This window comes from Thioalkalivibrio sp. ALE14, from assembly GCF_000376845.1.
Taxonomy (GTDB): Bacteria; Pseudomonadota; Gammaproteobacteria; order Ectothiorhodospirales; family Ectothiorhodospiraceae; genus Thioalkalivibrio.
The window spans coordinates 84527-97734 of record NZ_AQXY01000029.1 but is presented as its reverse complement, the minus strand read 5'-3'; the positions used below and the strand labels follow the sequence as shown (position 1 = coordinate 97734).

General features: G+C 69.1%; 14 protein-coding genes and 1 riboswitch. Of the genes, 11 read left to right on the top strand and 3 right to left on the bottom strand.

Annotation, left to right across the window (positions count from 1 at the left end; genetic code table 11):
- Window positions 1-18: 18 nt before the first annotated feature.
- Genes F572_RS0109915 through cobJ form a run of 7 tightly spaced genes read left to right on the top strand, consistent with a single transcriptional unit; the run spans window position 19 to window position 6437 of the window.
- Window positions 19-1128, top strand: a complete 1110-nt coding sequence (locus F572_RS0109915) for a cobalt-precorrin-5B (C(1))-methyltransferase (protein WP_017942380.1) — start codon at window positions 19-21, stop codon at window positions 1126-1128.
- A complete protein-coding gene (locus tag F572_RS0109910) occupies window positions 1125-2069 on the top strand; it encodes an ABC transporter ATP-binding protein (protein WP_017942381.1) in 945 nt (314 codons plus the stop codon). Before F572_RS0109915 ends, F572_RS0109910 begins: the two co-directional genes overlap by 4 nt.
- On the top strand, window positions 2066-2839 hold the full coding sequence (locus F572_RS0109905; RefSeq protein WP_018940762.1) for an ABC transporter permease: 774 nt from the start codon (window positions 2066-2068) through the stop codon (window positions 2837-2839). The genes F572_RS0109910 and F572_RS0109905 overlap by 4 nt, the downstream gene beginning before the upstream one ends.
- Before the next feature lie 19 nt (window positions 2840-2858).
- Window positions 2859-4253: a precorrin-3B synthase gene (gene cobG, locus F572_RS0109900; protein WP_017942383.1), complete on the top strand. Its 1395-nt coding sequence runs from the start codon at window positions 2859-2861 to the stop codon at window positions 4251-4253.
- The gene (locus F572_RS0109895) at window positions 4250-4903 is read left to right on the top strand and encodes a precorrin-8X methylmutase (RefSeq protein WP_017942384.1); all 654 of its coding nucleotides are present in this window, start codon (window positions 4250-4252) and stop codon (window positions 4901-4903) included. The genes cobG and F572_RS0109895 overlap by 4 nt, the downstream gene beginning before the upstream one ends.
- Window positions 4900-5655 carry a precorrin-2 C(20)-methyltransferase gene (locus F572_RS0109890; protein ID WP_018938716.1) on the top strand — a complete coding sequence of 252 codons (756 nt, stop codon included), beginning with the start codon at window positions 4900-4902 and terminating at the stop codon, window positions 5653-5655. The genes F572_RS0109895 and F572_RS0109890 overlap by 4 nt, the downstream gene beginning before the upstream one ends.
- The gene (cobJ, locus tag F572_RS0109885; RefSeq protein ID WP_017942386.1) at window positions 5652-6437 is read left to right on the top strand and encodes a precorrin-3B C(17)-methyltransferase; all 786 of its coding nucleotides are present in this window, start codon (window positions 5652-5654) and stop codon (window positions 6435-6437) included. Before F572_RS0109890 ends, cobJ begins: the two co-directional genes overlap by 4 nt.
- Window positions 6438-6450: 13 nt before the next feature.
- Here cobJ and F572_RS0109880 read toward each other — a convergent pair whose 3' ends face one another.
- Window positions 6451-7251, bottom strand: a complete 801-nt coding sequence (locus tag F572_RS0109880) for a cobalt-precorrin-6A reductase (protein ID WP_026143078.1) — start codon at window positions 7249-7251, stop codon at window positions 6451-6453.
- A gap of 4 nt (window positions 7252-7255) precedes the next feature.
- Here F572_RS0109880 and F572_RS0109875 point away from each other — a divergent pair, with 4 nt between their 5' ends.
- The 3 genes from F572_RS0109875 to cobM are packed head-to-tail and all read left to right on the top strand — an operon-like array spanning window position 7256 to window position 9692.
- Window positions 7256-8491, top strand: a complete 1236-nt coding sequence (locus tag F572_RS0109875) for a bifunctional cobalt-precorrin-7 (C(5))-methyltransferase/cobalt-precorrin-6B (C(15))-methyltransferase (protein ID WP_026143079.1) — start codon at window positions 7256-7258, stop codon at window positions 8489-8491.
- Entirely contained in the window at window positions 8488-8931 is a 444-nt protein-coding gene (locus tag F572_RS0109870; RefSeq protein ID WP_017942389.1) for a cobalamin biosynthesis protein, read from the top strand. Before F572_RS0109875 ends, F572_RS0109870 begins: the two co-directional genes overlap by 4 nt.
- Window positions 8928-9692 (top strand): precorrin-4 C(11)-methyltransferase, encoded by a 765-nt coding sequence (gene cobM / locus F572_RS0109865; RefSeq protein ID WP_017942390.1) that lies wholly within the window; start codon window positions 8928-8930, stop codon window positions 9690-9692. The genes F572_RS0109870 and cobM overlap by 4 nt, the downstream gene beginning before the upstream one ends.
- Before the next feature lie 224 nt (window positions 9693-9916).
- Here the strand turns inward: cobM and F572_RS0109860 are convergent, their stop codons facing one another.
- Together F572_RS0109860 and F572_RS0109855 are read right to left on the bottom strand one after the other, a co-directional pair.
- On the bottom strand, window positions 9917-10474 hold the full coding sequence (locus tag F572_RS0109860) for a cytochrome c (RefSeq protein WP_017942391.1): 558 nt from the start codon (window positions 10472-10474) through the stop codon (window positions 9917-9919).
- 20 nt (window positions 10475-10494) lie between these two features.
- On the bottom strand, window positions 10495-11610 hold the full coding sequence (locus F572_RS0109855) for a porin (RefSeq protein ID WP_017942392.1): 1116 nt from the start codon (window positions 11608-11610) through the stop codon (window positions 10495-10497).
- Window positions 11611-11738: 128 nt separating this feature from the next.
- Window positions 11739-11974: riboswitch (cobalamin riboswitch) on the bottom strand.
- Window positions 11975-12163: 189 nt separating this feature from the next.
- Here F572_RS0109855 and F572_RS0109850 point away from each other — a divergent pair.
- The gene (locus F572_RS0109850; RefSeq protein ID WP_017942393.1) at window positions 12164-13168 is read left to right on the top strand and encodes a cytochrome-c peroxidase; all 1005 of its coding nucleotides are present in this window, start codon (window positions 12164-12166) and stop codon (window positions 13166-13168) included.
- Window positions 13169-13208: the final 40 nt, after the last annotated feature.

Here is a 13208-nt window from a genome sequence, read left to right as displayed (position 1 = left end):
AACCATCCGCGGGGCGCCATGCGCCCGGAGACGCCCGAGACCACCGGGCGCCTGCGCACCGGCCTGACCACCGGTGTCTGCGCGACCGCGGCCGCCGTCGCCGATGCCCGCTGGCTGCTGGAGGGGCAGCGGCTCCAGACGGTCGAGGTCACCCTGCCTAGGGGACAGGTGGTGAGCCTGGCACTGAACGACCTGGAACCGACCCCGGGTGGTGCGGTCGCCGGGGTTATCAAGGATGCCGGCGATGATCCAGATGCGACCCACGGGGCGCGAGTCTGGGTCGAGGTGACCCTGTGCGGTGCGCCCGGCGTCGAATTCATGGCGGGCGCCGGGGTGGGTACGGTCACGCGTCCGGGTCTGGTGCTCGCACCGGGCGAACCGGCAATCAATCCGGTCCCGCGGCGCATGATGCAGGGCCACCTGGAGGCGCTTGCCGAGGCGAGCGGTTACAGCGGGGGCTTTCGCGTCACGGTTGGCGTGGACGGCGGCGAACGGATTGCCGAACGGACCATGAACGCGCGCCTGGGCATCCTCGGGGGTCTTTCGATCCTGGGCACGACCGGGATCGTGCGGCCGTTTTCCTGTGCCGCCTATATCGCGTCCATCCATCAGGCCATCGACGTGGCCCGCGCCAACGCGTCTTCGCGCGTGGCCTGTTGTACCGGCGGCACCAGCGAGGCGGCGGTGCGTGATCGCTACGGCCTGGACGACATGGCGTTGATCGAGATGGGGGATCTGTTCGGGGCGGCGCTGAAATACCTGCGGCGCAACCCCTTGCCCGCAGTGGTGCTGGCCGCGGGCTTCGGCAAGCTCAGCAAGTTTGCGGCCGGGCATCTGGATGCCCATAGCCGCAAGTCGCGCATCGATCTCGATGCCCTGGCGGAGGAAGCCGCGGATCTGGGCGCCAGCCCGGACCTGGTGGCGCGCATCCGCGCGGCCAACACCAGTGCCCAGGCCCTCACGGACTGCCTGGAACAAGGCGTGGCGCTGGCCGACCGGATCAGTGCGCGCGCCTGGCAGCGGGCCCGCGGGATGTTGCCGGAGACCACGGCGCTGGAGGTCTGCGCGGTGGATCGGGCGGGCCGCATCGTCGGGTTTGCGGATGGTGCCGCGGGGCTCGCGCCATGACGGCCGCGGCGATTGCCCTGCAGTCGGTGGCCAAGCGCTACGCCGGTGGCCGGGTTGGGCTGGCGAACGTGGATCTGGAGGTGCCGGCGGGCCGCTTTTTGGGCCTGCTGGGGCCGAACGGGGCCGGTAAGACCACCCTGGTGGGGTTGTTGACCACGCTGGTGCGGGCGGATCGCGGTTCGATCCGGGTCTGCGAGTACGACGTGGCCACGCAGGCGGTTGCGGCGAAGGCGTGCATGGGCGTGGTACCGCAGGAGGTCAACTTCAACAGCTTCGAACCGGTGGGCGAGATCGTCGAGGCCCAGGCGGCTTACTACGGGCTGTCCCCAAGGCGCGCGCGCGAGCGAACCGGCGAGGTGCTGAAGCAGGCGGGGTTGCTGGACCGGCGCGAACAGTCGGCCTGGGGCCTGTCGGGGGGCATGAAGCGGCGGCTGATGATTGCCCGGGCCCTGGTGCACCGCCCCCGCGTCCTGCTCCTGGACGAGCCGACGGCGGGGGTGGACCTGGAGGGGCGCCATGCCACTTGGGAGCTTTTGCGTGGCTTGAACGCGGACGGCGTGACGATCCTCCTGACCACCCACTACCTGGAGGAGGCGGAGACCCTGTGCGACACCCTTGCGATCCTGGATCAGGGCGAGATCGTCGCGCGCGGTGACACCGGCGAACTGCTGCACGGGCTGAACGTGCAGACCCTGGTGCTGGAACTGAACGCGCCGCTGGACGCGGCCCCGGCGCTGGAGGGGTTGGCGATGCGTCTGACCGATCGCTGGACCCTGGAGGTCGACCTGCCGCAGGGCATGGAGGTGAATGACCTGTTCGACCGCCTGGGCGCAAGCGGGGTGCGTGTCGCGGGAGTGCGCAACAAGCGCAACCGGCTCGAGTCGCTGTTCCTGCAGCGCATCGCGGAACGCGCTGCCGCACCGCCGGGGAGGGGGACATGAGACTCGCGGCTTACGGATTTGCCTACCGCGGGATGGTGGTCAAACAGGTGCGGCGTTTCCTGCGCGCCTGGGTGCAGAACCTCCTGCCATCGGTGGTGACGACGGTCCTGTTCCTGGTGATCTTCGGTCACCTGATCGGGCGTGAGCTCGGCACCATGCGGGGTGTCGATTACGCCGATTTCATCCTGCCCGGCCTGATCATCCTGGCGGTGGCCACCAATGCCTACAGCAATGTGACGCTGGCGTTCTACGGCGCACGGCTGCAGCGACATATCGAGGAACTGCTGGTCGCGCCGCTGCCTGCCTGGCTGATTGTGGCGGGCTTCGCCACCGGCGGTGTGATTCGCGGGCTGCTGGCGGGTGCGCTGGTGGCGCTGGTCGCGATTCCGTTTACCAATCTCCAGTTGCACCACCTGGCGGCCACGCTGGGGATTGCGCTGATCAGCGCCTTGCTGTTCGCCCTGGCCGGGCTTCTGAACGGCCTGTATGCGCGCAGCTTCGACCATACCTCCGTGGTGGCCACGTTCGTGCTGACCCCGCTGATCTACCTGGGCGGCCTGTTCTACCCGGTAGAACGGATGCCCGAGCCCTGGCAGTCCCTGGCGGTACTGAACCCGCTTTATTACATGATCGAGGGCTTTCGCTACGGCCTGCTGGGGACCGGCAGCTTTGCCTGGGCCGCGACCTTCTGGGTGCTCGTGGGTGCAACCCTCGTCGTTGGCGGGCTGGCCTGGGCGCTGGTGGCCCGCGGTGTGAGGATCCGGACATGAGTGTGGGTAAGGTGCAGCGATGAGCGCTGATCATTCGCGGACGCGCCAGGCCTGTCCGGGCGTGGCCGCGCCGATGGCCACCGGGGACGGTCTGCTGATGCGGGTGCGGCACCCGATCGGGGGGCTGGATGCAGGGCAGGCGCAGATCATTGCGGAAGTGGCGCGTCGCTTTGGTTCCGGTGTCCTGGAGTTGACCAGCCGCGGCAATCTGCAGTTGCGTGGTTTGGACGCGGCGGGGTTGGAGCCGGCCCGCGCCGAGCTGGAGCGTGCGGGGTTGGCGGATCGCGACCCTAAGGCGGAGGCGGTGCGCAATGTCCTGGTGGCCCCGGTGACCGATATCGACCCGGAGGCGGCCATGGATGTGCAGCCTGTCGCGCGGGATCTCGTGCGGGCGCTGGGGGACCACCCGCGCCTGCGGGCATTGCCCCCGAAGGTGGGGGTGCTGGTGGAGGCCGGCGGCGGTTTGCCGCTGGATGAGGTGCCGGTGGATTTGCGACTGGAGGCCTGTACGGCGCTGGGAGGGGTTTGGTTTCGCGTAGCCGTGGGGACGTCCAGTCGCACGGCTACGGTGCTGGGCTGGACGTGCCCGGAGAAGGTCGTGGACGTTGCCCTGGCGGTGCTCGAACGATTCGTCGCATTGCGCGTAGGCGATGTGGATCCGCCGGGGCGGCTGGCTGGCGCCGTGGCCCGGTTTGGCCCCGAGGCGTTGACGCCGCCGGGGCTGGAGCGGGTGCTCCCGGGCGGCGACTGGGTCGCGGCGCGGATCCCCGGATACGCGGATGCCGGGATTGGGATGTGTCTGAACGGGCGCGCCTTCGGGATCGTGTTTCCGTTCGGGGCCTTGCGCGCCGAGGCGCTGCAGGGGCTGGCCGAGCATATCCGGGCGCACGACGGACGCTTGCGGCTGACGCCGTGGCGCAGCCTGCTTCTGACCGGGGTACCTCCTGTGGAGCCGGACCGCGTCACCGAGTGGGGTGGCGTGACCGATCCGGACGACCCGCGCCTGGCGGTGAGTGCCTGTATTGGGCAGATGGGTTGCTCCGCGGGCAGTACCGCCACGCGGGCGGATGCAGAGGCAGCCGTCGCCGCTGCCTGCGGGTTGCTTGCGGGGGGCGGGCAGGTGCATGTGAGTGGCTGCGACAAGCACTGTGGGCGTCCCGCGAATGCGCAGGTCCTGCTCACGGCGCGGGAAGGCCGTTATGACCTGGCGCTGCAACGCGCCCCCGCGCGATGGGAGACCGTCCTGAAGAGGCTGGAGCCGGGGCAGGTCGAGCCGTCTCTTGCGGCCCTCGATGCCATCGCCCACGAAGAGGGTGGCGGGAATGACTCGAGGATCGAGGCCCTGCAACGGCTGGAGGGAACCGTGCTGACGAGACGTATGAACGCGAAGATGAACAACGGAGATTCAGCATGACGCAGAGCGATACGGCCGGGGCCGTACCCGACTATATCCGCGACGGGGCGGCCATCTACCGGGAGTCCTTCGCGATTATCCGGTCCGAGGCGGAACTGGACCGCTTTCCACAGGAGCTGGTGCCTGCGGTGGTGCGCATGATCCATGCCTGCGGCATGACCGACCTGCCGCGGGACGTCGGGTTTTCGGCCGGCGTGGCCCGGGCGGCCCGCGAGGCGCTGGCCGCCGGCGCGCCGATCCTGTGCGACAGCAACATGGTGGCGCACGGGGTCACGCGGGCCCGGCTTCCGGCGGACAACCCGGTGATCTGCAGCCTGCGGGAGGACGGGGTGGCGGCGGCCGCCGAGCGTCTGGGCACCACGCGTTCGGCCGCGGCGCTGGAATGGTGGCGACCGCACCTGGACGGCGCGGTCGTGGCCATTGGCAATGCACCTACGGCGCTGTTTCACCTGCTGGAGATGCTGCACCAGGGTGCGCCGCGGCCGGCCGTCGTGCTCGGCATCCCGGTGGGGTTTGTTGGCGCGGTGGAGAGCAAGGAGGCGCTGGCCACCAGCCCGCTGAACCTCGATTACCTGACCATTTTCGGGCGCCGGGGTGGCAGTGCCATGGCCGCGGCGGCCATCAACGCCTTTGCGAGTGACCGGATATGACGACATCTCACGAGCTGCATGAAACCTCGGATGCGGGCTGTTTGTATGGCGTGGGCACCGGGCCCGGTGATCCCGAGTTGCTGACACTGAAGGCCGCGCGGCTGATTGCCGAGAGCCCGGTGGTGGCCTACTTCTGTCGCCGAGGCGGTCGTGGCCAGGCGCGCGCCATCGTGGACGCCCACCTGAGTACGGGGCAGCAGGAGATGCCGCTGGAGTATCCGGTGACCAACGAGATCCCGCACGGCTCCGACGAGTATCGCCGCCGCATCGAGCAGTTCTTCGACGCCGCCGCCGAGCAGCTGGCCGCCGAATTGGCAGCCGGACGTTCGGTGGTGGTGCTGAACGAGGGCGATCCGTTCTTCTACGGATCGTTCATGCACGTGTACCTGCGGCTGAAGGATCGGTTTCCCACCCACGTGGTGCCCGGCGTGACCTCGATGATGGCCTCGGCTGCGCAATTGTCGACGCCGCTGACCATGCGCGATGACCTGCTGACGGTAATCCCCGGCACGATGCCGATCGACGATCTGCGCCAGGCCCTGCAGGGGACCGATGCGGCGGTCATCATGAAGGTCGGAACCCATCGCGATGCGGTGGTCGGTGTCCTTCAGGAGCTGGGGCTGGATGAACGCGCCTGGTACGTGGAACGCGCCAGCACCGCCGAGGAGCGGGTCCTGCCGTTGTCCGAGATCCCGGAGCGGGTGCCCTATTTCTCGATGATTGTGATCCCCGGGCGCGGGGTTCGGCGATGAGCGGGGATGGCGATCAGGCGGTTGGTCGGTTGAGTGTGGTCGGGGTGGGGCCAGCCGGGCCGGAATGGATTACGCCGGAGGTCGCTGCCCGTCTCGAAGCGGCGACCGATCTGGTGGGATACGGGCCGTACCTGGAACGGATTGCGAGCGCCCATCACCGTGTGCACGCCTCTGACAACCGCGAGGAACTGGCGCGCGCAACCCACGCCCTGGACATGGCTGCCGAGGGGCGGGACGTGGCGGTGGTTTCGGGCGGCGATCCGGGCGTGTTTGCGATGGCGGCGGCGGTCTTCGAGGCCCTGGAAGGGGCGCAGGCTCGGCGCTGGGCGGGCGTCGAGGTGGAGGTGGCCCCCGGGGTTTCGGCGATGCAGGCCGCCGCCGCGCGGCTGGGTGCGCCGCTGGGAAACGATTTCTGCGTGATCTCGCTTTCGGACAATCTCAAGCCCTGGTCGCTGATCCAGCGCCGGGTACGGCTAGCGGCCGAGGCCGACTTCGCCATGGCCTTCTACAACCCGATCTCGCGCGCACGCCCCTGGCAGCTGGGCGAGGCACTGGGCATCGTGCGCGAGGTGCAGGGGCCGGACACCCTGGTCGTGCTGGCCACCGCGATGGGCCGCGGCGAACGCGAAGACGTGCAGATCTCCTCCCTGGGCGAAGTGGACCCGACCACGGCGAACATGAGCACGTTGGTGATCGTGGGTGCCGCGTCCACCCGGGTGGTGGAGCGTCCGTCGGGCCGGCGGCATGTGTACACCCCGCGTTATGTCGAATCGGCGGAATGAGGCGGGAGCCGCGTTAGCCGTGTGCGTCCGGGAGATCCTCCAGCCAGTCGAGTATCGCCTGCGGGGCGTGGAATCGTGGCACCCCGGGGGCGTCCGGCGGGCGTTCGACCATCACGACCGGGATACCCCGTTCGCGAGCCGCCTGCAGCTTGGCGGCCGTGGCATCGCCGCCGCTGTCCTTGGTCACCAGAACGTCAATCGCGTGTTCCCGCAAGAGGCGCGCCTCGTCCTCGGCCGTGAACGGGCCCCGGGCGTGGATCCAGGTGACCCGCGGCAGCGCCGGCGGCGGTTCGGGCGGGTCGATGGTGCGGATCACGTAGTCCAGCTCGGGCGCGGCCTCGAAGGCCTCCAGGTGCTGGCGGCCGGTGGTCAGCAGCACGCGTCGGCCGATATCCGGAAGGGCGCGGGCGGCGGCCGCGAGGTCGGGCACGCGGATCCAGCGGTCCTCCGGCCCGGCCTCCCACGACGGCCGGGTCAGTCGGGCCAGCGGGATGCCGGTGTTGCGTGCGGCCGTGACGGCGTTGGCCGAGATCTGCCGCGCGAACGGGTGGGTCGCGTCCACCAGTGCGTCAATCGCGTGTGCGTGCAGCCAGGCGGCCAGGCCGTCGGCGCCGCCGAACCCGCCGGTGCGCCGAGGCAGCCGCGACGGTCCCGGTTTTCGGGTGCGCCCGGCCAGCGAGACGGTGGCCTGCAGCCGCGGGTGCGCATCCAGCAGCGGCTCCAGCGCTGCGGCCTCGGTGGTGCCGCCCAGCAGCAGAACGTGCCGGGGGCGAGCTGCCCTGGGGCTGGAGTCAGGAGATGAACGGGAGCTCATGAGGATGACCAGTCTAGCCACGAACAGCGAACGAACGCCATGGCTGAACATTGTCGGTGTGGGCGCGGACGGCCTGTCCGGACTGGCAACGGAGGCCCGTGAGGCCGTTGCGCAGGCGACCACGGTGATCGGCGGGGCCCGGCATCTGGAGATGCTGCCGCCGCAGCCGGGGCAGGAACGTCTGCTGTGGCCCTCGCCGCTGGAGACTGCTCTCGACTGGATCGAGGCGCGAGCGGGGAAGCCGCTGTGCGTGCTCGCCAGCGGCGATCCGTTTTGGTTCGGGGTTGGCACGACATTGCTGCGGCGTTTCCCGGTGGAAGCCACCCGCGTGTTTCCGGTGCCATCGGCGTTCAGCCTGGCCGCCGCGCGCATGGGCTGGCCGCTACAGGAGACCCGCTGCCTGTCGGTCCACGGCCGGCCCATGGAGGCGCTGCGCCCGTGGCTGCACGACGGCGCGCGGCTGCTGATCCTCAGCCGCGACGGTGAGACGCCTGGCGAGTTGGCCCAGTGGCTCGATGAATTGGGTTTCGGGGCCTCGACCCTGACCGTTCTGGAACAACTGGACGGGGCCTCGGAGCGCGTAGAGGCCGCCACGGTGGCGGAATGGAGGACATGTGAGGTGGATCCGCTGAACACGATCGCCCTGGAATGCCGTGCGTCCTCGACGGCCTCCGTGATCGCGGCGAGCGCCGGCCGGCCGGAGGATCAATTCGAGCAGGACGGGCAGATTACCAAGCGCGAGGTGCGTGCGGTAACGCTGGCCCTGCTGGCGCCCGGGCGTGGCGAGTGCCTGTGGGACATTGGTGCCGGGTCGGGGTCTGTCGGTATCGAGTGGATGCTGGCGGATCCAGCGAACCGCGCCGTGGCCATCGAGCCGCGTGCGGAGCGGCTGGAGCGGGTCCGGCGCAATGCGCGTGCCCTAGGGGTCCCGGCCCTGCAATGTATCTCCGGGCGCGCGCCGGAGGCGCTGGATGATCTGTCTGCCCCCGACGCGATCTTCATCGGGGGTGGGCTGACGATGCCCGGGCTGGTGGAACACTGCGTGGAGCGCCTGCGCCCGGGGGGGCGCCTGGTCGCCAACAGCGTGACGGTGGAAGGCGATGCGGTGCTGGCGGCGACGCGCGAGCGCCATGGTGGCGAGCTGACACGGATCAATGTGAGTCGCTCGGAACCGCTGGGCGCGATGTCGGGCTGGAAACCGCTGCGGCCGGTGACCCTGTGGTCCCTGCACCGGAGTTGAACCAGGCGGGATCCTGGGTCGTGCCAGGCGTCGGCTTTGCCTCTGCCTGTACGACGCGGGAGCTGGAGGGTCTGATTCGTGCGGTTCTGGCCGAGGCCCGCGCCATGCCGGGAGCGGAGCGTGCCGGGGCGATCGGGGCCCGGCAGCTGGCGGCGCCGGCGCACAAGAGCGACAGCGCCATGCTGGCGACGGTGGCGCGCGAGCTGGAACTGGAACTCGTATTTCTGTCCGCGGCCGCGCTGGCGGACTGCGACGGCGTAGTGCTTACGGAGTCGCGGCGGGCACGTGCAACCGCCGATGTCGGGTCGGTGGCCGAGGCGGCGGCGCTGGCGGCAGCCGGCGCAGGCGCGCGTTTGCTGTTGCCGCGTCGTCTGTCAGCGCGGGCCAGCTGTGCGGTGGCCTGGGTCGATGCCCATCACCTATCCAAGGAGTCATCATGACGGTTCATTTTGTCGGAGCGGGGCCGGGTGCCGCGGATCTGCTGACCCTGCGCGGGCGCGATCGCATTGCGGCCTGTCCGGTATGCCTGTACGCGGGTTCACTGGTACCCGAGGCCGTGCTGGAGCATGCGCCGGAGGGGGCGCGTGTGATCAACACCGCGCCGTTGACGCTGGACGCGATCATGGACGAGATCCAGCGCGCGCATGCGGCCGGTGAGGATGTCGCACGACTGCATTCCGGCGATCTGTCGGTGTACAGCGCCCTGGGCGAACAGATCCGCCGCCTGGAGGCGGCCGGGATCGACTACACCATCACCCCGGGCGTGCCGGCGTTTTCCGCGGCCGCGGCGACTCTGGGGCGCGAACTGACCGTGCCGGAGGTGGCACAGTCGGTGGTGCTGACGCGTACGCCGGGACGGGCCTCGTCGATGCCGGAGCGCGAACGGCTGGAGGCTTTCGCCGCGACCGGGGCGACCCTGGCGATCCACCTATCGCTGCACAATATCGAGACCGTGGTCGAGGACCTGCGTCCGCACTACGGCTGCGACTGTCCGGTGGCGATCGTCTTCCGCGCCAGCTGGCCGGACGAGACCGTGGTGCGCGGTTCGCTGGGCAATATCGTGGAACGGGCAGTGGCCCTGACCACGCGGCGTTCGGCGCTGATCCTGGTGGGGCCGGCGCTGGATCCGGGCGATTTCCGCGACAGTGCGCTGTACGACCCGGCGCACGTGCGCCGTTATCGGGGCATGGACGGGGACTAAGCGTCGCGTCTTCGATCTTCCGCAGGCAGGGATGAGTCTGGTGGGTGTTCTGGGGCACCGGGGTGTTCGCCTGCAAGCAGGCTCCCACATCGCCAGGAACCTGTAGGAGTCTGCTTGCAGGCGAAGGTGCTTCCTTCCCGGTCAGGATCACGGAAAGGGGCCGCCGGGCGGCGGCCCCTTGGTTCCCGCCCGGTTCAGCGGCGGCCCCTTGGTTCCCGCCCGGTTCAGCGGCGGCGGTAGTTGTCGTGACAGGCCAGGCAATGGTGGCGCACGCCGTTCAGGGCCTCGGTGGCGCGAAGCTGGAAGTCTTCGTTCCCCAGGTCCTCGGCCGACTCCACCTTGCGCTGTAGTTGTTGGGCGGCCTCGCGGTAGGCGGCCTTGTACTCGGCGAAGTCCGGGTCTTCCCAGGCCGCGGGCAGGGCTCCGGGTTCGCCGTGCCGCGCGGGTGTCTCGTGTGCGAACCAGGTTTCGATGTCGTCGGCGCGGCGCGCCAGTTCCTCGGCCAGATCGGGCAGACGTCCGGCGAATGGTGCGCCATAACGCAGGATCTGCTCGATGCTGCGGTAGGTGGCCGAGGTGCCCTGCATGCTCTGCTGACGGAAGCGCTGGAAAGCCTCGGTGGCGTCCACTGTGTCCGGGTCGTCCAGGGTCTCGCTGTAGTCGTCACCCCAGGGCCCGGGCATCGGAAGCGTCACCTCGCCGGCATGAGCGACGGTGGCGGCGAGCAGGATCAGGACAAGGAAGGTTACCCGCAGGGCCGGTGTGAAGGTGGTTCTAGTCATGTCGGATCTCCTTTCCGGTTTCAGAAGCGGAACTGGTGCTGCAAGTGCATTTCCCAGTTCGAGGTGTCGGTGCCGCGGTCCAGCCACATAAGCTGGGTCTTTTGTCGCTGACCACGGTGGTACCAGTTCAGGCCGGCGCCCCATTCGCGCTGCCAGCGCTCGTCTCCGTCCAGGTCGTCGCCGGCGTCGTGGCGCAGCACCGCGTGGCGGGCAGCGAACTCCAGTCCCTCCACTGGTAGCGACTGTGCCAGTTCCAGTTCGGCCCCCAGGTCGTGGTAGCTCGCGGTGCGGTCGGGGGAGACATCGCGGCGGAAGGCCGCCAGCGACAGCGAGGTATGGCCGAACTTGACCACCGCGTCGGCGGTGGCAGTGATCCAGTCGGCGCGCTGGTTGGCCACCGTGTCTTCGATGCCGCGGCTCCAGTCGCGCAGGTGATTGCGGCTGGCGGCCTGCACGCCGGCGCCCAGGGCGACCGTGTGTTCCACGGCCTGGCCCACGGTGGTGTTGTCGCGCGGAACCGCCCCTACCGGGGCCCAGGCGCTGCGGGCGCTGAGCAGATTCCCGGATGTGGATGGGCGCTCGTCGCGCTGGTCGAGGCGCCCCCGACCGTCAAACACGCCGAGGGCCCAGGCGCGGTCGTCGGCCGCGCCACCCAGCAGGGCGACGCCGGTGTCGCGCCCGGCCGGGACCTCGAACTGGTTGCCGGCGATGCTCAGCTCGGTGAACAGGCGATTGGGCCCGCCGATATCCCGTGGCAGCCCGAAGGGCACGGTGAACTGACCGGCCCGCAGACTCAGCGATTCGGCCAGCGCGTACTGCAGCCAGACGTCGCGCATGGACAGCTCGCCGCTGCTGAAATCCGGCTGCAGACGGAAGCTCAGATCGGGGTGGAACAGGGTCCCGGAGCTGTCCAGCCAGGCGCGGCGGAAGTCGAACTCGCTGCGGGAGCCGTCCGGGTCTCGGTTGTAGCTGTAGCGGCCCTGAACTAGCGGATCCAGGGTGACCTGCAGGCCGTCTTCCGCGTCGCCGAAGTCGAAGCCGGCCTGTGCCGGCGCGAGACTCGTGGCCGTCATCAGACAAAACGTGGCAAGGGCCGGGACGGCACGTCGCCCCGGTCGGACATGGGTGTTTTCCATTGTTGTGGTGCTCCCCTGGACGAGCGACCCCGCACGCCGTGGATGAAACGACGCCGGACGCTGGACAGGGAGCAGGGTAGGGCCGGTCGTTGAGCACACCGGTCCTGGCCCGCTCGGCCGCCCACCGCGGCGTCGGGTGTTCTCCAGGCCGGTCTCCGGACTCGCAGAGTGGATGCGTGATGCATCCAGGGCGGGTCGCCTTCCCGCGGGCATCTCGGGGATGCGCCGCAGTGGCATTGGATCCGCCCTGACTCTGCCTACCGTTGCGGGGGCAGTGCCGGACTTGCGAACGCGTGTTCGCGCACCGGCTTCCCGATTATCCCCGGCCGGTTCTGGCCGGGGCACCTGAAGGCAAGGCGGACCCTACGGCGCCTTCGTTTTAGGGTCAAGGGCGCGTTGAGTCGGGATGGCAGCGGTATCCGTTGATCTGGATCAACGGAATACCCGTTTCTGATCGCGTCCGGTTTCCCGTGTGGGTAGGGTGGGTTTCAGGTGATCTGGACCGAGTCTAGTTCGGTCCTCGCCGACATCCATTCCCCAAGGGAGACCTGACATGACGATGCTTTCCGGATTTCGCTTGACGGCGCTGGCGGCCTGCGCGGCCGTCGCCGTGGGGGCCTCGGCCCCGGTGCTGGCGGATACCGACTACGCCCAGTACCGCGATGTGTTCGAGCCGTTGCCGGCGCTGCCGCCGATCCCGGCGGATAACTCGATGACCAAAGAGAAGATCGAGTTGGGCAAGATGTTGTTCTTCGAGCCGCGCATCTCCAGTTCCGGCGTGATCTCCTGTGCGACCTGCCACAACCCGGCATTGGGCTGGGCGGACCGCATCCCGCGCGCGGTGGGTCATGACGGCCAGGTCGGCGAGCGCAACACCCCGACGGTATTGAACTCCGGCTTTTTCACGGCCCAGTTCTGGGATGGCCGCGAGGACGACCTGGAAGGCCAGGCGCTGGGTCCGATCCAGGACGCGATCGAGATGGCGATGCCGCTGGAGGACGCAATCGAGCGTCTGGAAGAGTTCAACGAGTACCAGGAGAAGTTCGCGGCCGCCTATCCCGACTATGACGGTGACAACGTGATCAATGCCGATCACGTGGCCAAGGCCCTGGCGACCTTCCAGCGTACGCTGAATACCCCGAACTCGCCGCTGGACCGCTGGCTGGCCGGGGACGAAGGTGCGATGAGCGAGCAGCAGATGCGCGGGATGAAGCTGTTCGCCGATAACGGCTGTGTGGCCTGCCACCGTGGCCCGGCACTGACCGACAGCAACTTCCACCGTATCCAGGTACCGGGTTCGGAAGACGAGGGTCGCTATCTGGTGACGGGCGAGGAGAGCGACAGGTTCGCCTTCAAGACCCCGACGCTGCGCAACGTGGCCCTGACCTACCCCTACATGAACAACGGCGAGACGGCTACGTTGGACGAGGCGATCCGCATCATGGGGCAGGAGATGCTGGGCATGGAGTTCAGCGACGATGAAGTCGCGGACCTGGAGGCCTTCATGCACGCGCTGACCGGTGACATGCCGCAGTTCGAGATCCCGTCACTGCCGTAAGCGACCGGTTGCCACTGGCGATGACAAGCCCCCTCCGGGT